Origin of the sequence: Comamonas testosteroni, assembly GCF_000761245.1 — a bacterium.
Taxonomy (GTDB): Bacteria; Pseudomonadota; Gammaproteobacteria; order Burkholderiales; family Burkholderiaceae_C; genus Comamonas; species Comamonas testosteroni_C.
In genome coordinates this window covers 98,754-116,975 of the sequence record NZ_AWOR01000021.1, presented here as the reverse complement: position 1 = coordinate 116,975, position 18,222 = coordinate 98,754, and the positions used below count along the sequence as shown (strand labels likewise).

Sequence of the window (18,222 nt, the reverse complement as noted above, 5' to 3'; positions counted from 1 at the left end):
CCTGAGCCAAGAAAGTACCATCATGAAACACGTATTCACCACTACCGCGCTCTCCATGTGTATGGCTTTGTGCGCCGGCTCGGTTTTTGCAGCCGATGCCATGACCAAGGATTCCATGGGTAAAGATCACATGGCTATGGAGAAACCAGCCATGGGTAAAGACTCCAAGAACAAAGATGCCATGGGCAAGGACAAAGGAATGGGTAAGGGAGCAATGAGCAAGGACGACAAGTCCGCCATGGATCACATGGGCAAGGACAAGATGTCCAAAGGTCCCATGGGCAAGGATGGGATGTCGAAAGACTCCATGTCTAAGGACGGGATGAGCAAGTAATCAATATCGGGTGGCGAGCCCTGACTTCCTGCTCGCCACTCCAGCGCCTGCTTATGGCCGATCTGCGACTTTCGCAACTCGTTTCGAGTGCCGTCTTTGACGCGCTACGGCCCGTCACCTGCCGCTTAGGGAGGGGCGCCTGCTTGTCGCGTTTCCCTCCGCCAAGCAAGGCGAAGCAGCGTTTTCACCTCTTCATCCGTGGTCTGCGCGAAATCTCGGTAGTACTGACCAACGGAGTGGAAGGGCTTCGGGGTGAGCTGACAGATCAGTTGGTCGACAAGAGGGCGCAGCATCGTCAGCGTCTCAACGGGGGCGAGCGGCACGGCGACCACGATGCGTGCCGGTGCCTGCTGGCGCACCGCCACAATCGCCGCACGCATGGTGGCACCGGTCGCTATCCCGTCATCGACCAGTATCACCCGTTGCCCGACCATGACTGGCGCAGGACGTTTGCCTCTATAGGCCTGGTCTCGTCGCTGCAACTCCAGAGTTTCCTCGTGAATTGCTGCCTCGATGGCCATTGGGGAGATGCGCAGGTCACGGATGGCGTCATCGTTAAACACCTGTATGCCGCCACTGGCAATGGCGCCCATCGCCACCTCTTCGTGGCCGGGTGTGCCTAGTTTGCGCACTAGGATCAAATCCAGCCGCAGGGCCAGCGCATTGGCAACTTCATAGGCGACTGGAACACCGCCCCGCGGTAAGGCCAGCACGAGCACATCGGCTTGCTCACGAAACTCCCTCAAAGTCGCAGCCAGGGCTTGACCAGCTTCCGCCCGGTCACGAAACGGAGTATCCCACTTCATGTCTCTGGCTCCTCACCGTTCAAAACGTTGAACTACTCCTGATTTTCGCGCTTTGGGTGGAAGCTTGGTTGACTTCTCGAGGCTGATTCAGACCCAGCCCTCAATCCCGTGGCGCGCCATGACGCCCCCGCCGCGCCAGCCCGCTTCGTGGAGCGCAAATTACTACCGGGTCGACCCACCCCTAAGCCGCGCCAATACACGCAATGCATGGCATTTGGGCTGCATCTTGTATTACGGGAAATTATGAGGTTTTCAGCACAAGCTGTGCATCCGCCGCAGTGCTTGCGACGACAGTCGTAAGTTTTGAGATGGCAACCGCAGGGGGTTAAGTGAACCCTGGCCTGTGGGGGTATCTGGCCCGGATCCTTGGGGGTACATCGGCAGGATCTGGGGGGACATCCTGCAGAGCGCCCTGGGGGTACAAATGAAATGTGCCCCCAAATTTCGCTGCAGTACCCTCAAAAGTACCCCCACATGTGCGTGGATGCTATTGGACTCTGATGGACTCTCGTGGAAAGAAAAGGCCGTTTTCAGAGGAAAAATAAAAAAGTCCGGAAGCCTTTGGAAGCTACCGGACTAGAAAATGGTCCCCCGACAGAACTCACACTTAGGCTTGAAACCCGCATGAATGCTCGATAGTCTGGATGTGATTTAGAAATGTGCCCCCAAATGTGCCCCCAGACTGTCGAGGATACCCCCCATGAAGCTGACCGATGCCAAGCTGAGAACCCTGTCCGAACCCGGCAAACACTTTGATGGCGGTGGCCTTTACCTGGAGCTGACCGCAGCTGGTGGCCGCTACTGGCGCTTGAAGTTTCGCATTGCCGGAAAAGAGAATCGGCTGGCGCTGGGTGTCTATCCAGCAGTGAGTCTCAAGGATGCGCGAGAACTGGCCAGCCAGGCGCGCCAGGTCATCCAGTCGGGGGATGACCCCGCCGAGCAGCGCAAGGCCGCCAAGTCCAAGGCCGTCCATGAGTCTGTCAACACCTTTCGGGCCGTGGCCCTGGAGTGGATGGAGCACCAGTCGGCCAGGTGGGAGCCGCTGACGCGAGAGCGCATCCATGCATCGCTGGAGAGCAACGTGCTCAAGGCGCTGGGCGCCCGCCCGCTGGCCAGCATCAAACCGCTGGAGGTGATGAATGCCGTGAAGGCTGTCGAGGCGCGCGGCGCAGGCGAGCAAGCCGGGCGGGTGCTGCAGCGGGTCAAGGCGATTTTTCGCTGGGCCGTCATCCATGGCCGTGTGGACAGCAACCCCATGCTGGACCTGATGCCCGCCGAAATCCTCAAGCCGCGTGAAGTCAAGCACCGTGCCGCGCTCGATGCGAAAGAGTTGCCCGCCTTCCTGGCGCAACTGGATGCCTACGACGGTGACCCCCACACAGTGCATGCCCTGCGCCTGCTGATGCTGACCGCCACACGCCCAGGCGAGGTGCGTGGTGCGCGATGGGATGAAGTGGACATGGATGCAGCCATGTGGACCATTCCCGCCGAGCGCATGAAGATGCGGCAAGAGCACCGCATCCCGTTGTCCAGTCAGGCCCTGGAGCTGCTGCAGTCGATGCATACCCTGAGCGGCGGGCGTGAGCTGATCTTTCCCAGTCCCTTCTATCCCAGCAAGCCACTGAGCGAGAACACCTTCAATTCAGCCATGGCCCGCATGGGCTATAAGAACCTGGCAACAGCCCACGGCTTTCGGGCGCTGTTCTCCACCGTGGCCAATGAAACCGGATGGCGGCCTGATGTGATTGAGCGCCAGTTGGCCCACAAGGAACGCAACGAAGTGCGGGCCGCCTACCACCGCAGCACCTACATGGCCGAGCGCACCAAGCTGCTGCAATGGTGGGCCGATTACCTGGAGGGCTGCAAAACCGGCAAGGTGCTGCACCTGCGCCAGCGCGCCGGGTAGCTTGGCCAGGTCAGACCCAGCCAGCAGCGCCAGCCACACGCCTGCACTCAGTCCAGCAGCCGCCCACCGAGGCGGCTTTTTTGTGCCCCCATGCCAGGCGGCGGCGCGGCCCGAAAGGCAAATCAACTTGCGTAGGAGATGATTTTCTGTGGGGACATGGGGACACGGCGTTGCCTGAAAAGCCTATAGCCTTGAAACACTCATGAATAAAGGATTTAGCGCTATCAAATAGTTTGGGGACATTTTGGGGTCAAAGTGGGATCAAGTTGGGGACATAAGGAAGAGTTTTTCTTCATATGAAATATTCACCTTTTTCTCTTTGTTTGTGGCCTCTTGCCTGCTTGTGCTGCATCTGGCTTTTGGGCGCGTGCATGGCTCCAGAAAAAGGCGCGGCAAAGCCTGGGTGATGGGGCTTGGGCCAATGGCGCGCACCTGTGTCTGGCTGGCCTGTGCTGGCGCTGGGCCGCACGGTGGTGCATGTGGGCGGACAGCGCGGGAAATGCACGCGAAAGGCATTCCCCTGGAGCAGCACCCCTTGCAGGCAAGAACTTCAGGGCACTGCGCGTGCTATTGAGCTGCTCTTGAGGTTTCAAAGCTAAGACTTTGAAATCGAGTGCTCAATTCCTGGTGAATTTGGAACATAATTGCATCTATGTTCCAAAATATTCCAAAGTGCACTAGATGACCATGAAAGAAGAATTAAAAAAAGAGTGGGCTGCACTGATGCAGGAAGGTGCAGGTGGCCACGCCACGCGCTTCAGGCTTCGGGGTATGCGGCTCGCGCAGTTGATACGAAGGACTTCCCCTGAGCTGTCGGAGGCCATCTCTGCAGGCCTGAGCGCTGCACCAAGTTCCTTGACGCGTTTTGCTCCCAATGTCGTTTCACGGCCAAATGTGCCCGAGGCTTTGGCCATAGAAGAGGCTCCACTGCTTCAGCAGGAGCCTATTTGGTCTGATACGGTGGAGGCAGACTTGCACCGGATCACCACTGAGTGGTCGTCACTTTCAGTGCTGCAGGCTGCTGGTCTTACACCGGTACGAAGCGTTCTTCTGCATGGTCAGCCTGGCGTAGGGAAGACCTTGGCAGCGCGTTGGCTTGCCCAGCAATTGGGGCTGCCTTTGGCTACCTTGAATATCTCTTCCACTATCAGCAGCTATCTTGGGAAAACAGGGCAAAACATCACTCAGGTGATCGACTATGCGCAGGCCACACCATGCGTGCTTTTTCTGGATGAATTTGATGCTCTGGGAAAGCGGCGTGATGACTTGCAGGACATAGGTGAGCTGAAGCGGGTTGTTAACGTATTACTGCAGGCAGTGGATTCGTGGAATGGCCCCTCTTTGCTGGTTGCAGCAACCAATTTCGAGGACGTCTTAGACCCGGCAATGCTGCGCCGTTTTGAGCTGAATATTCGCTTTCCTGCTCCTGCGAGATCTCAAATTGCACAGATCCTTAGGACCCTGGATGTACCCGGACCACTGTCAACTGCACTTGCCCCCAAGTTTGAAGGGCGGCCTTTATCGGACGTAACTCGCTTGGTCATGCAGGCAAGGAAACGCGCCCTGTTGGATCAGATGGATTTCTCCACAGCACTGCAGTTGTGTGCGCAAGAGCAGAGTACTCAGAAAACGACTATTCAAACGCGTCGAGAGATGGTTCGCCTGCTTCATAGTGCAGGGCATAGCTCCCATCAGATCGCCAAGCAGCTTCGTACTACTCATACCACTGTGTTACGAGATTTGAAAACTATTCAGGGAGACGATCATGGCTGAGTCAAAAGGGAATCTGTTGATTGGTAAGGGTGAAAAGCTCATCGAAAATGGGGACTGGAAAGCCAATAGCCGGCCTAAGCCAAGGCCCTACACCATCGAGCAGCAACGTTCCCTTTTTGGGCCGATGCTGGACAAGTTGGCCCAGACCGCCTTGCACCAAAACCCCAAGCTGGCACCTCGCAGCGAGATCGCTGCCAAGATCACTATCCATCCCGAGTTCTTGGCTAAAAGCTATTTCCCAACCTCGTTGTTAGGCAATGCTGGGCTGCGGCTTATTGGATCTCGTGCCGTGGATATCACCCCGCGCAAGATGGTGAGAGGTAAACCTCCAAGGCGTTTGCCGACGGCAGTGCTCATCGTGGCAGGGACAGCCGAAAGCTATGTGCGGGCGTCGGCGTTGCTAGCGGATACGGAGACGTCCAAGAAGGTGCAAGATTGTTTCGTTTGCTTGGAAAGCATTGATCCTTTTTCTCCACAGGATCGCAAGCATGGTTTGAATTTCACGAAATTCGACGGTAACGTCGAGGTCGTTTTGCACGCATCGCTCAATGATTTGGATATCAACCGGGCATTTTTTGATCTAGCTCGTGGACTGAATGCCCGTTTTGACGATCAACGCGCCAGAACAATTGGAGGGCTGACGTTTTTGCCTTTGCAAATCAAGGCTGACGCGGCACAAGAGTTTATCGGGGTTGTTGAGTCATTCACCCACTTACGAGCCATCCGTAACATGCCGGTGCTTACGGATGATCCAATCGCTCCAGACTCTGGCATGACTCGCTCACTGGCTTTTGCTCCGTCGCTTCCTACTGAGGCGGCTGTCGATGAGTCCATGCGGGCTGTGATTTTTGATGGAGGCTTCACGCCGAATTTGTTGCCATGGGTAAATGCTCTTGATGCCCCGGATCTAGCAGCAGCACAGCCCAATCAACTGGAGCATGGTCAGGCTGTTACCTCTGCTTTTCTGTTTGGTGCGATTGAGCCGACACAGCATACGATCGCCCCCCCATACTGCAATGTCGATCATGTGCGTGTATTGCCCAGTACCTCAGGCGATATGCAGGCAGCTGATGTTATCGACAGAATCATCAGTACTTTGCAGGCTGCAAGAGACAGCGGGCGCCCTTATTCGCTGGCGAATCTGAGTTTGGGCCCTCGTGTACCCATCTTCGATGATGATCCGCACGAATGGACTGTTAGATTGGATGACTTTTTGTCCTTTGGCGATTTGTTCATGACCGTTGCTGTCGGTAATGATGGCAATGAGGGGCGTGATCTGGGGCGTATTCAGCCGCCGGGGGACGCGGTCAATGCCTTTGCTGTGGGGGCTAGCGATGGTCATCATGGCAAAGCAGCTCGGGCGTTCTACAGCTGCTTGGGGCCAGGGAGAAGCCCGGGGTTGGTTAAGCCAGATGCAGTAGCGTTTGGGGGCTCTGCAACTGATTTGATGCGTATTGTCGATCCAGCCGCTCATGTCATACGCCATCGAGCAGGGACCAGCTATGCAGCGCCTTTAGCCTTACGTCTTGCAGCAGGTGTGCAGGCTACTGTGCATGAGTCGCTAGATCCGATCATGTTGCATGCTTTGCTGGTTTCTCGTGCGCAGTTCAACCCATATAAGCATGATCAGACGGAGGTCGGTTGGGGGGTGCTTCCTGCTGCGGTCGAAGACATCCTTTATTCGCCGGATGATGAGATTGTGGTTATGTACCAAGGCCTCATTGCTAAAGGAATGCCTTTGAAAGCGAAGATTCCGTTGCCCGCAGGATTGCCCTTGGAGCTCAAGCCTACTATTGCGGCAACTTTTACCTATCGTGCACCCATTGATCCAGCTCATCCCGTGAGTTACACCAGAGCTGGCCTTGAGATTCGCTTTCAGCCAGACGGTAAAAAGTCGAAGAGTTTTTTCAGTAAGACGGAATATGACGCTGAACAAGACTTACGTGCAGACGCATTGAAATGGGAAACTTGCAGGCATCATCAACGCCGCATTTCTGTTAGCGAGATGACAGATCCGTGTTTTGTGATCCGCTATCAAGGGCGGGAAGAGGGGGCTAGCGACGAGAGCGCTCTTAAGGGCACCGATGGTCAATTGCTGCCCGCAGAGCAGCAGCCAAGTGCGCTCCCCTTTGCATTGATTGTGCGTATCAAAGTGCCCAATGTGAATGACCTTTCAACTCGTGTGCTGAACCAGTTCAAGGTCCTCAATGAGGTTGCACTGCGCACTCAGATTCAAACCTGAACAGAAAAGCCAAATCAAAGCTTGGCGCTCATGCCGTACTTCATGGCACAATCGTGGCAAGCCGAGAGGCCCGGTGCTTGAAAACACCAAACTCGAAGAGGTCGCAACCCCCACCATTAAGCGGGGTTTTGTCACGCCCAAATTCTGGGGACTGGTGCGCCTGCATCGCTCCCCCATGGTTACGGGCGGGATGGGTCTACCCGTAAGGATGGCCGCACGTCTTCGAGCGTGTTTTCAACATCCCGTCCACCTGCTGCGCTTGAAAACGCAATGGTGGTTCGCTTGATTCTCGAAGGAATCCAGACCATGACCGCAATCACCCTGGCCAGCCGCAAGGCTGCGCCCATCTTGCCCACTACGGGCGCCCTTGATCCTATCCAGCTGCACGCCGATGCGCATAACGCGCTGAGCATGGCCGTGTTCTACCTGCGCCAGCCTGCCGCCAATGTTCCCGGCGCGCGACGCAAGGCCGTGCAGGCCCTTGCCGCGCTGCGTGGCTTGTCCTTGTGCATGGAGGGCTGAGCCATGGCAACGCAAAACAATGACCGAGATGGCTACAACCTGGTGCAACTGCAGATGCTCATGCAGAGCATTGCAACCCAGATGGCCGCACTCAATGGCTTGCTGCTGGTTGCTCAGACCTGTGAGGAAGATTGGGAGCGCGCCCGCCTGGTCGATGCCGCACAGGCGCTGGCACAGGGTGTGGGCTGCCTGGCTGATGAAGCTACGGGCGGTGGAATTATTGGCGGCATGGGCCTTTGGCATTGCGGTCAAGGCTTTGAAAAGGCAGGGGGCGCAGCATGAGTGTGCGATCCATGACCATGCATGCGGAATCAATCCGTTTAGCCAGTGAGGGCCTGACTTGGCTTGAACACCTTTTCGTGTGCATCGCTAACGCTCCAGATGCTGGCCTGCATGCAAAACGTTTGGCTGAAATCGGGCGTTATCTTGCTTCTGATGCCGCAGATTCTGCCGACTGCGCCTATGCAGAAATGCGTAGCGACATTGAGAAAGGCGGTGCCCAATGACAAAGAGCGCACCAGCCCCAGAGGCTGAACAAATGTCTCCGTTCAGTTTGCGAGTCCTGCTGGATTTGCTTCTGGTACGTGCTGCACCTCACTTGACCCAGAAAGAGCTGACTTGGCTTGAGCGCAATGTGTCTGAGTTTGCGGGCACGCTCGCAATGCAGCTTGAGGATCTGACTGAAGGTATCGGCTGCCTGGTTGCTGCAGATGCTGACTCAGGGAGTTTTCAGGATTCAGATGATCTGCCGCGCCTGATGTTTTTTCTTTCCAACCAGGTGAGTTTGCTCAATGGGTTGCGGCTTGTGAGCGATATGGCAACGCACCTGCATTCACGCGTTGCCAGTCGGTAAACCAGCGCCAGCACTGTGCATACGTGTACACAGTACTGGCGTTTTTCTTTTAAAGAGGTGTGCATATGGAGGCTGGCATTGAGCAAGACGCAGGTAGCGCGGAGATCGAGCCGGAAGAAGGCTTTGAGGTCGTTGGCCCTTACGGTCTGCAGCGCTGTGGCCCTGGTGTCAATGATCGACTCTTGCGGCTTGATGAGGCACTGCACTGGATGGCTTTCAAAAAGGAATGGCCGAGGGATAAATCGGTGTACGCCGTTTTCAGTCCATTGATTCAATGGGATGAGGCGGACTCACCGTACCGGCGTCAAGTGCTGTATTTGCTCAACCATGAGGGCTACGCATATCCACTATCTCTTGGCGACAAGCTGAACCCTGCGGCTGTTGATGTTTGGGGGGATATGCCGTTTTCATATGGGCACACCTACTCCATGGGCACGGTTAGGGAGATGGCTGACGTGTGGGCTGAATCCTGGCCGGGGTATGTGGCAAATGCTGATCCCTTTTACCGTGCTGGCTGGGTGGAGTATTGCAAGGCAATGAAGGGAGTAGCGAAGGCGAACGAATTGCCAAGACTTTGGGAGGATAAGTACCGCGAGGATTACTACATCAACCTTGGGGATTGGAAGGAGCGGTGTCAGCGATTTGTGCGCTCTCTGAGCCGTTTGGCGGTGCCAGTCTCTGTTGCATACGAGCTTTGGGGCTGGGGTCGTGCAGTTGCTGCGGTGCAGTCGAATGTCGTTGCTGATACAGCGCCAGCTATTGAGGTTCAGGACGTGATCGATTGGCCTTCCTTGGTGCGGTATCGATTGCAGTTCGCCAGCGTGGCAGCTCAGAAGCGCCCAGTGTGGTTGCCAGGACATGTGGAAATCCTGGCGGCTCGATTGCATGAAGAGCATCAGGCCGGGCAGGGGCGCGGTGCATTGGGCCGCTTAGCGGGCGAGCTAAGAGCTGTGCGTTCTACGGTGGGGGAGTTGCTGAAAAAGCACGGCTTCAACCAAGCGACGGGAGAAAAGCAGCAAGCCCCTGCAACGCCTTGGAGTGGCATGGGTGGCCGTGGCGGTAAAGCTGCCTGATGCCCTTCAGTTTGCCCGGCAACGTCCTGCAGATCTGGTTGTTCGCCAGTGTTCACCGTGCTCTATACGGACTTTGCCGGACTGCTGCCGGGCGACTGCCGTACCTCATGCCGTAAAAACTTTCCCTCAATGACTGTCTGCGTTCAAGGTGCTCCGTGTTGGTGCGCTGGCGTTGATGGCGTTGAAAGGTCTGTGATGCAAGTAGTTCATTCCGCCCGCCCTGTGGTTCCCCGTGATCGCTTGTTGCGCCTGGCTGATGTGGAGGCCGCTACGGGGTGCAAGAAAAGCACCATCTACAAGTTGATGAAAGAGGGCAAGTTTCCCCGCTGCGTGTATGTCACCAGTCGCATGGTTGCCTGGCCTGAGTCGGCTGTGTTGACCTGGGTGCAGGAGCGTATTGGAGGTGCCCAAGCATGAAGCAGGACGCAGCGAATCAACCCGTCTATGCAGTGCCTGCGCTACCTGCATCGCCGTCGGTGGCTTACCGGCTGCAGCTTGCCGATAAATACAAGCGTGTGGTGAGTGGTGCCAACGTCAGAGCGGGTGCGATGAAAAAGGATGAGCGCGCCGAGATTCTGCAAGTTTGGATGGAGTACCAAAACGTGGAGCTGTTCAAGCCGCTCTTCGAGCGGGCTGATGTTGCGCCTGGTGATGTTGGTGGCCTGATTGCTGATCGGAGCATGAAATTTTTGATGGCCAGTGCCGATGCTGACCGCCAATTGGGCGATGTGTTCAAGGCGTTGAAGGCTCTGCCTGCTGAGAGTGTTGAGCGTCTGCTGCCTTTGATGGAAGCGCTGCACCGAAAGCAGATAGAGGCTGGGGTGCTGTGCGACAGCGTGCGTTATGCGCAGGCTGCGGAATTGGAGTTGCTGCGGCCTTTGGCCTGGCGTCCGTAATTGAATGTCTATGTCTCAAACCACAATCACTCCCGAGCTGTTGCGCAATGCCTTGAGCTTTGTGCCAGCGAACCTGCCGCGCGACGAATGGGCGCGCGTGGGCATGGCGATCAAGAGCGAGTACCCAGACGATACGGGTCTGCAGCTCTTTAGCGACTGGAGCGAGGCGGGCGCTGGCAGCGGCTTTGATACCAATGCCGTGGGCAGCACCTGGCGCAGCATCAAGGCTGGGGGCGGTGTGGGTGTGTCTACCTTGCTCTACCTGGCCAAGCAGCACGGCTTCAAGCTACCGCGCCAGGGTCAAGACTCCAAGCCTGTGAGCGCTGCCCAGCGCCAGCAGCAAGAGCAGGAGCGAGCCCAGCGCCTGCAGGCCGAGGATGCCGCGATACAGGCCGCGCAAGAGACAGCAGCGGGCGATGCTGTGGCACTGTGGGCTAGTGCCAGTGAAATCGGCTCCAGCGCTTACCTGGTGCGCAAGGGTGTACAAGGCTTTGGCGTGCGCTACTGGGCTGATGGCTGGCTGTTGGTGCCGCTGCGCGATGTCGATGGCCGGCTGTGGAATGTGCAGCGCATTGCGCCGGTCAAGCCAGCCAAGGGGACAGACAAGTTCCTGGGCAAGGGTGGGCGCAAGTCGGGTCTGTGGCATGTGCTGGGTGATCTGGCTGGCGCTGCGGTGGTGTTGGTGGCTGAGGGTTATGCCACGGCGGCCAGCTTGCACATGGCCACAGGCTGGCCGGTAGTGGTTGCGTTTGATGCTGGCAACCTGATGCATGTAGCTAAGGCGCTGCAGGAGCAGCACGCGGGCGCGCTGGTGGTGGTGTGCGGTGATGACGATACGGGCACGCAAGCCCGTACAGGCCGCAACCCTGGCCGTGACAAGGCCGAAGCCGTGGCGCGCGTTGTGGGCGGTGTGGCCGTGTTTCCTATTGAGCTGCCGGACGGCGGCAAAGACTTCAACGATATGCACCAAGCGCACGGCCTAGAGGCTGTGCAGACGTGTGTACAGCAAGCCATTGATGCATTGCATGCCAGGACGGGTGGCGATGATGCTGGTGCTGGTCAAGGTGGTGGCGCTGGCCTGCCTTCTTCTGGTGCTGGTGGTTCTGGTAGTTCTGCCTCAGGCGTTGGCAATGGTGGCGGGCGCGGCGGCAAGCGCAAAGGCCAGGCAAATGATCCAGACGATGCGCCTGGCTGGGATGATCCTTTTACCCTGGATGACGGCGGTGTGTGGTTTCATGGTCGTGACAAGGACGGCAACCCGGCCCGCCCGCTGTGGCTGTGCTCTGCGCTGCATGTGGAGGCATTGACGCGTAACCAAGAGGGCGCAGGCTGGGGCTATCTGCTGACCTTTGCTGATCCCCTAGGTGTGCCAAAGCAGTGGGCCATGCCCGCGCGCATGTTGAGTGGGGATGGTGGCGAATACCGAGCCGCTCTGCTGAATATGGGCCTGCGCATTGCCACAGCGCCAGCAGCGCGCAACCGGCTGACCGAGTACATACAGACGCGCAAGCCCGAAGAGTTCGCCAGTTGCACAGACCGCATAGGCTGGCATGGCCGCGCCTTTGTGCTGCCGCATGAAACCATTGGCGATGATGCTGAGCGCATCGTGTTCCAGTCTGAAAACCAGATGGAAAACACCTTCCGTATCAAGCGCGAGGCGCAGGACTGGACAGACCGTATAGGCCGCTTGTGCGTTGGCAATAGCCGCTTAGTGTTTGCGGTGTCCTGTGCCTTTGCGGGGCCGCTGCTGCGTCCTGCGGGTATGGAATCTGGCGGGTTTCACTTGCGGGGAGATAGCTCTAGTGGCAAGACCACGGCGCTGCGCCTGGCTGCCAGCGTGTACGGTGGCCCCAGCTATATGCAGCGTTGGCGCACCACGGATAACGCGCTTGAGGCTATTGCTGCACAGCACTGCGATAGCCTGCTGATACTGGATGAGCTGGCGCAGGTTGAAGGCAAGGTGGCGGGCGAGTGCGCCTACATGCTGGCCAATGAGCAAAGCAAGGCGCGCGCCACGCGTAACGGTGCAGCACGCTCCCGCCTTTCCTGGCGCTTGCTGTTTTTGAGTGCGGGTGAGCTGGGCCTGGCCGACCACATGGCCGAGGGCGGCAAGCGAACACGCACAGGGCAAGAGGTGCGCATGGCCGATATTCCCGCTGATGCTGGCGCTGGTATGGGCGCGTTTGAGTGTCTGCATGGCTTGGGTGATGGTGCGGCCTTCTCTTCCCATCTGGCGCGTGAGGCGGGGCAGTGCCATGGTGCTGTGGGCCATGCCTTCCTGCAGTGGGCGGCCCAGCATTCGGATACCTTGGCCCGGCGTGTGCGTGATGCGGCTGCAGTTCTGTCCTATGCCTGGGTGCCCAGCGGTGCCAGTGGCCAGGTGGCCCGCGTGGCCGCGCGCTTTGCCCTGGTGGGTGTGGCGGGCGCGCTGGCTACTGAGGCGGGCTTAACGGGCTGGGATGAAGGTGAGAGCGAAGACGCGGCCAAGGCCTGCTTTGATGCCTGGCTGCAGGCTCGTGGTGGTGTTGGCAATGGTGAGGTGAAGGCCATGCTGCGCCAGGTGCGCGGCTTCTTGGAAGCGCACGGCGAGGGGCGCTTTACCTGGTGGCACAGGGCCATGGATGACCACAATGCCAAGACGCTGATGCGGGCCGGGTTCCGGCGTCTGATTGATGAAGAGGGACAGCCCATCAAGATGCAGAAGACGGTCTACACGCCGCGCGCCGATAAAGAGATATACGACGAGCTGACGGCCATTGATGGCGAGCAGACCCGCATTGAATACTTTGTGCTGCCCGAAGTGTTCCGCACCGAGATATGCCGGGGCTTTGACCACAAGGCGGTGTGCAAGGTGCTGCTGCAGCATGGTTGCCTCAAGCCCGACAAGGGTCGCGAGGTCGATGCTAAGCCGCGCTTGCCTGGCATGGGGCCTACCTGGTGCTATCGCATCAGCCCCGCCATCATGGAGCTGGACATATAGCCAGTCGCCAGCGCCAGCAGCCATGCATCGGCATAGCAATACAAAGGCCCAAGGCTCACGCCCTGGGCCTTTTGCTATCTGCAGCATGCATGGGCATGGCCGGGGTGCCTGTGCGTAGCAACAGGCTCCCCATCGTTGCTTTGCCCGGCTGTGGCCGGGCCTGTTCATGTGTCTGCATGGCATGGCCAGCCTTTGCGATTCTGACCCAGCGGCCTGACGACTATGCGGCCAGGTGCGAGACCGGGCGCGCCGTGTGGGGCGCAGGGGGATTTAATTCCGCGATGGAATAAATAATCCGGAACGAGTGCGCTAAGGCCAGCGAGAAAGCCGCACCAAGAAAAACAGGTGTCGCGCTTGCCTTAGATCATAAATGCGCCTCATGAGTGGCTTTTAATGCAGTTTGTCCTCAAAAACTGGTGATTTGTCCCCAATGTCCCCAAGCAAAAAGGCTTGTCCCCAAACGCACTTTGGGGACATTTTTATTCAATAGGGTCAATGGGTTACGTGAGATTTTTGCGTTTGTCCCCAATGTCCCCAAGATTTTTGGTCAATACCCCGAAGAAAGTGCGCGGCGCGGTGGTAGCTATTCATGCCTGAAATGAATCAATGGGGAGGGCTATCGAAAATTTGCAGGCCCACGTGACCTAGACCGACCGGTACTCTCCGTTTGCAAAATGCGGGAAAAATGGAGTAGGGGGCTTACTGCATGAGGCAGGGGTGGAGGAAAGCCTCAGCTCAATACCAGCGGAAACCGAGCGCCTAGGCGGCAATTCATGGGCAAGAAAAACTACCCCCTGGGGGTTAGGTGCGGGCACGTAGGGTAGGGGGGGCTAGAAAGTCTGCAAACGCATAGACCGGAAACCGACTGGTTCGTGAAATTTTTACGTGCGCAGGTTTTGGGGAGGGGGGGTACTGCGTGGGCTAGGGTGGATGGCACCACCTATGGCGCTGCTCTGCTCAGGGGACATTTTTGAATGTGCCCCCACTTTTGAAATTTATGCCCCCAAATATGCCCCCAGACACCCTCGGATTGCGGCACACTTCTGCGGACTTCGGCGCACTTCGAGTTGAGGTCTACAGAGGGGAAACAGAAAAAGGCCGGAAGGTTATGCACCTTCGCGGCCTTGAATTTGGTCCCCCCGACAGGAATCGAACCCGTTCAGGCAATTATTCAACTCAAATCATTCGGTTTTTGCTGTTTTGCCTCTAGCCAATTGCTGCCGATTTCCTTGCTTTTTTGCCCTCATGTCCCATGTCATGTCCCACGGTTGTAGGTGCATTCTTCAGGATATATCCCGCTCAAAAAAGGCTTTGGCCCGATGTCGCCAGCCTCCCTACGACATGTACCAAGGTGGCCTTACTGGGGGTCTCCAGTCAGACAAGTAGCGGCGAAGAGTTGGGTCATCCCAGGCATTTCTGTGATTTTTCGGATCGGTGTAGTCCTCAAAACCGTTTGCCCTGCAGAGTGCCTCTCCTGCTGGGCTTGTGCATGTCACATCAATGAATCGCGCATTCATTGTGCGCAGCTTTTCGACTGCCTCTGACATCAACTGACTGCCGATAGATTGCCTTCGATACTGAGGATGGACTTCTATGATGCCAATGTCGGCTTCAAGTTCGTATATCCAGAATACGCAAAATCCAACAATCGACCCATTGAGGATCGCGCAGATTCCAGAGCCCTGATTGAATCGCTTCGCTATCACGTTACGGTTGCAGTAAAAGCCTCCACCAGTGCTCGATTCCTCTGCTTCCAACCAAGCGAGGACTTCATCGAGATGCCTCTCCGCCGCATTCTCAAATGTGATTGTCACTTAGCCTCCTATTCCGCCTAACTGGATTTGGACGACATACCAAACGCGGCTGTCTGTCAGATCAATAAGCCAATGGTATCGGACCGCGGTTAGAACGGCGCAGGCGATCGCACCACGCTGGCAGGCCCAGGCCCGAAGTAAACCAGCCCACCCTGGGCTGTCACCACAAGCATCCAGCCCTGGCCTACATCCTTTGCTGTGTATTCGGCGGGAGTTGACGGCAGGATGCGTTCTTTGGGAAGGCCGTACTTAGCAGGAGTGCGCAAGAGGGTGGGGTGACTGTCCTCGATCATTCGTGTATTTCACAGCGCCACTCTTGGGCGTACCAAGCGCCGTCCACGTATTCCAGGCCGGAGAATTTCAGGATTCCCGCATAGGCCTCAATCAGCTTCGGTTCATAGAGCTTCCTGCGTTGCGACGGGTATATGTGAACGCCGTCCAGAACCTGCAGCACCGCCACACTGCGCTCATCGGACGGGCTCGGGCGCTCGTGTTGTAGCGATAACTGGCCGACCAGCTTGCCAGCTATGCCGATAGGCACATGGGTGCGGCCAAGTTCGCGGAGGATGAAAATGCGGACTGTCATACTGTATTTTTATACAGCATTTCAGAGGTTGACAAGTAAGTGGGTACTTTTGAGGAAAGTGCCTCATGTGGGCATCTGCCGACTAACTGCCCGAAATAAATGCATCCAGCTTGCGGCGCTCTGCGCCCTGGTCTGCACCTTGAATCCATCGGCTGTATACGCGGAAAAACATCTCTATGGAGTGCCCCATCTGCATGGCCACCCAGCCCGGCGTGATGCCTGCCATCAGACACATGGTCGCAAAGGTGTGGCGGGTCTGCCGGGCATCGCGGTAGCGCAGCCCCAGCGCGCTGACCGTTGGGCGCCACCATGAATCCAGCGGGATGTCAGTGGATCCAAAAGGCTTGCCCTGCTCAGTCTCAAACACATAGACGGCATTCCTGTGGCTGCTCGCTTTTTGACGGCGCAATGCCTCCAGAGCAGTGGCAGTCAGCTCCACCGTGCGGGTGTTGCCCGTCTTGGTTCCTTTTTCCTCGCCGCGCGTCCTGGCGGCATCGACCAGCATTTTTCCGGCCTTGAGGTCAACCTTGCTCCACTGCATCGCAATCTGCTCGGACGGCCGCATGCCCGAGAAGAAAGCCAGCTCGAAATAGTTGCGAGCCTCACCGGCAGGCATGGACTGAATGATCTGATTGACCTCATGCAGCGGAAACGGGTCCGGCCCTGGCTTCTGATGGCGGCGCATCTGCACATGGTCATGCAACGGCTCTGCCAGGAGCTTGGCCTTGAACCCATATTCCAGCACTTGGCGCAACACGGTGGCCACGTTGTTGAAGGTCTTGCCATTGGACGGGAAGTCCGCCAGCAGCTTCATCAACGTGCGGTAGTCCAGGCTGGCCAGCCGCATTTCCATCAGCTCGTTGTAGTGGTAGCTGGTCAAGGTCTGCTCATAGTGGTGAAAAGTGCTGTGCTGCACTTGCGGCTTTTTCACGCGCAGCCACTCACCGGCCAACTGTTTGAAGGTGAGGGACTGCGCATCCTTGACGGCGCGAGGCGATTCAGGGAAGTAGTCCGCCAGGGCAAATGCCCCGCGCTCGATCTTGGCCAGAATCTCCAGCCGCAGCCGGGCTGCGTACTGGATATTTGCTGGCGTCGGCGCCAAGTCCAGGCGCTCGCGCCCGAAGCCCTGGGCGCGCAGGTCGACCTGCAGGTGTGACTCCCGAACAATCACCCCTGTGGTTTTGGCTACTGCTCTTGGCATGTCTTTGCCTTCTTGCGGCCTCGGTTGCTGCGGACGCTGGGCGTCTTGTCAACCAGCGAATAGAACCCGTTCATGTTGATGAGCTTGCGGCCCTCAAACCACTTCCAGACTGGCCCCTCTGGCCAGATGCCGGAAAGCCCGGTGCGCTCGTTGAAAAAGGATTCCGGCAGCCCTGTTTCTGCGCCTGCCTTTGCGATGGTGACCCAATTGGATTGATTCATGTTCATTTCTCCCGTTCTCAGGCTGCGGCCTTGTTCGTGCTGTTGATGTGGATGCTGATGGCGGCCTCGATCACCTCCAGGCCCAGGGACTGGGCAATGCTGTATTCCAGGCGGGCACCCTTGCTGTTTTCCCAGCCGGGCAGCAGGTAGATGGCCTCGCAGCTCACCAGCTGCCACAGGGCCATCCGCATATAGCCGCGCCAGGAGCCGCAGGGCGGGGCTGGGTTCTCTGCCGGGTTCTCTACATGCCAGCCGCGCGCACGCAGCTCGGCAGCCTTGTCGTTGAAGGTCGGATAGTTCAGCTCTGGCAGGCCACTCATGGGGCCGGACAGATACACACGCTTTGCGCTCTGGCGGGCTTGCATAACCTCCAGCATGGAGAAGATGCAGCGCAGGTCTTGCTTGCCCAGCAGAATCTGGCCCATGTGGCGCACCCTGTCTGCGATGTAGTGGCGCGCAAAGGCCCAGCCCATGGCGCCACCGCCAAGCAGGGCCAGCTTGAGGGCGATCAGCCGAATGAGGTTCAGCGTGTTCATTGCTCAGCCCTCCACGCGCTCAACACGCAGCACGCCCTGGCCGCTGGCCACATGCGCGTTGACTTCGGCCTGGGTGGCATTGCATGCCTTGACGCGGATGGTGGGCAGCAGGCCCGCGTCGGCCAGGACTTCCAAGTTGTTGGAAGCGTCGGCAGGAATGAGGATGGCGCGATAGCTATGCAGTGCGGTGATGTTCTGGTCCATGGTGATACCTCCTGATGTGGGTTGGGTTAGACGGCGTGCTTGAAAAGTGGGACAACCTGGGCGGTTGGCTCCAGCTCCAGCGACTGCTGGGCCTGGGCGAGTTCGGCAGCCGCGGCATCGCGTTGAGCCTTGGCTTGCTCGCGGCGGATGGCGGCAAAGCGCTTGGCCAAATCGGTGCTCTCGGCGCGCGTGTACTTGAAGCCCGCGGCCGGATTGATGGCAGCGCGGCTGGGTTCTGTGCGTTTTGCGGGCATGGCGAGTCCTCCTGTGATGGA

General features: G+C 57.8%; 20 protein-coding genes. 12 read left to right on the top strand and 8 right to left on the bottom strand.

Features of this window, described 5'->3' with window-relative positions:
• Positions 1 to 22 precede the first annotated feature (22 nt).
• Positions 23 to 334: a hypothetical protein gene (locus P353_RS05490; RefSeq protein WP_034366383.1), complete on the top strand. Its 312-nt coding sequence runs from the start codon at positions 23 to 25 to the stop codon at positions 332 to 334.
• A 125-nt stretch (positions 335 to 459) separates the two neighbouring features.
• On the opposite strand, the gene P353_RS05485 is transcribed toward P353_RS05490, so the two are convergent.
• Positions 460 to 1,140: a phosphoribosyltransferase gene (locus tag P353_RS05485; RefSeq protein ID WP_034366380.1), complete on the bottom strand. Its 681-nt coding sequence runs from the start codon at positions 1,138 to 1,140 to the stop codon at positions 460 to 462.
• Between the two features lie 700 nt (positions 1,141 to 1,840).
• Between P353_RS05485 and P353_RS05480 the strand changes: the two genes are divergently transcribed.
• The 11 genes from P353_RS05480 (at position 1,841) to P353_RS05430 (ending at position 13,385) form a co-directional block, all read left to right on the top strand.
• Positions 1,841 to 3,046 carry a tyrosine-type recombinase/integrase gene (locus tag P353_RS05480; RefSeq protein WP_034366377.1) on the top strand — a complete coding sequence of 402 codons (1,206 nt, stop codon included), beginning with the start codon at positions 1,841 to 1,843 and terminating at the stop codon, positions 3,044 to 3,046.
• Positions 3,047 to 3,727: 681 nt separating this feature from the next.
• A complete protein-coding gene (locus P353_RS05475; protein ID WP_052084730.1) occupies positions 3,728 to 4,819 on the top strand; it encodes an AAA family ATPase in 1,092 nt (363 codons plus the stop codon).
• A complete protein-coding gene (locus P353_RS05470) occupies positions 4,812 to 7,061 on the top strand; it encodes a S8 family serine peptidase (protein ID WP_052084726.1) in 2,250 nt (749 codons plus the stop codon). The genes P353_RS05475 and P353_RS05470 overlap by 8 nt, the downstream gene beginning before the upstream one ends.
• Positions 7,062 to 7,367: 306 nt before the next feature.
• On the top strand, positions 7,368 to 7,583 hold the full coding sequence (locus P353_RS05465; protein ID WP_034366576.1) for a hypothetical protein: 216 nt from the start codon (positions 7,368 to 7,370) through the stop codon (positions 7,581 to 7,583).
• A gap of 3 nt (positions 7,584 to 7,586) precedes the next feature.
• A complete protein-coding gene (locus tag P353_RS05460) occupies positions 7,587 to 7,865 on the top strand; it encodes a hypothetical protein (protein ID WP_034366375.1) in 279 nt (92 codons plus the stop codon).
• Between the two features lie 11 nt (positions 7,866 to 7,876).
• Positions 7,877 to 8,089, top strand: a complete 213-nt coding sequence (locus P353_RS29005) for a hypothetical protein (protein WP_157839516.1) — start codon at positions 7,877 to 7,879, stop codon at positions 8,087 to 8,089.
• Positions 8,086 to 8,436 (top strand): hypothetical protein, encoded by a 351-nt coding sequence (locus tag P353_RS05450; protein WP_034366370.1) that lies wholly within the window; start codon positions 8,086 to 8,088, stop codon positions 8,434 to 8,436. Before P353_RS29005 ends, P353_RS05450 begins: the two co-directional genes overlap by 4 nt.
• Before the next feature lie 65 nt (positions 8,437 to 8,501).
• Positions 8,502 to 9,509: a hypothetical protein gene (locus tag P353_RS05445; protein ID WP_034366369.1), complete on the top strand. Its 1,008-nt coding sequence runs from the start codon at positions 8,502 to 8,504 to the stop codon at positions 9,507 to 9,509.
• 129 nt (positions 9,510 to 9,638) lie between these two features.
• A complete protein-coding gene (locus tag P353_RS05440; protein WP_332835643.1) occupies positions 9,639 to 9,926 on the top strand; it encodes a helix-turn-helix transcriptional regulator in 288 nt (95 codons plus the stop codon).
• A complete protein-coding gene (locus tag P353_RS05435; RefSeq protein WP_034366365.1) occupies positions 9,923 to 10,405 on the top strand; it encodes a hypothetical protein in 483 nt (160 codons plus the stop codon). Before P353_RS05440 ends, P353_RS05435 begins: the two co-directional genes overlap by 4 nt.
• Before the next feature lie 10 nt (positions 10,406 to 10,415).
• On the top strand, positions 10,416 to 13,385 hold the full coding sequence (locus tag P353_RS05430) for a DUF927 domain-containing protein (protein WP_034366362.1): 2,970 nt from the start codon (positions 10,416 to 10,418) through the stop codon (positions 13,383 to 13,385).
• Positions 13,386 to 14,719: 1,334 nt separating this feature from the next.
• Here P353_RS05430 and P353_RS27805 read toward each other — a convergent pair.
• From P353_RS27805 to P353_RS05400, 7 genes are all read right to left on the bottom strand, one after another.
• A complete protein-coding gene (locus P353_RS27805) occupies positions 14,720 to 15,199 on the bottom strand; it encodes a GNAT family N-acetyltransferase (RefSeq protein ID WP_080750442.1) in 480 nt (159 codons plus the stop codon).
• A gap of 289 nt (positions 15,200 to 15,488) precedes the next feature.
• Positions 15,489 to 15,785, bottom strand: a complete 297-nt coding sequence (locus P353_RS05425) for a hypothetical protein (protein WP_034366359.1) — start codon at positions 15,783 to 15,785, stop codon at positions 15,489 to 15,491.
• Between the two features lie 82 nt (positions 15,786 to 15,867).
• Positions 15,868 to 16,986, bottom strand: coding sequence for a tyrosine-type recombinase/integrase (locus P353_RS05420; protein ID WP_034366356.1), 1,119 nt, complete (start codon positions 16,984 to 16,986; stop codon positions 15,868 to 15,870).
• The gene (locus P353_RS05415; protein ID WP_003051612.1) at positions 16,971 to 17,207 is read right to left on the bottom strand and encodes a hypothetical protein; all 237 of its coding nucleotides are present in this window, start codon (positions 17,205 to 17,207) and stop codon (positions 16,971 to 16,973) included. The genes P353_RS05420 and P353_RS05415 overlap by 16 nt, the downstream gene beginning before the upstream one ends.
• A gap of 17 nt (positions 17,208 to 17,224) precedes the next feature.
• Entirely contained in the window at positions 17,225 to 17,743 is a 519-nt protein-coding gene (locus tag P353_RS05410; RefSeq protein WP_034366353.1) for a DUF4406 domain-containing protein, read from the bottom strand.
• Between the two features lie 3 nt (positions 17,744 to 17,746).
• The gene (locus P353_RS05405; protein WP_034366350.1) at positions 17,747 to 17,947 is read right to left on the bottom strand and encodes a hypothetical protein; all 201 of its coding nucleotides are present in this window, start codon (positions 17,945 to 17,947) and stop codon (positions 17,747 to 17,749) included.
• A 26-nt stretch (positions 17,948 to 17,973) separates the two neighbouring features.
• Entirely contained in the window at positions 17,974 to 18,201 is a 228-nt protein-coding gene (locus P353_RS05400; RefSeq protein WP_034366347.1) for a hypothetical protein, read from the bottom strand.
• Positions 18,202 to 18,222 lie beyond the last annotated feature (21 nt).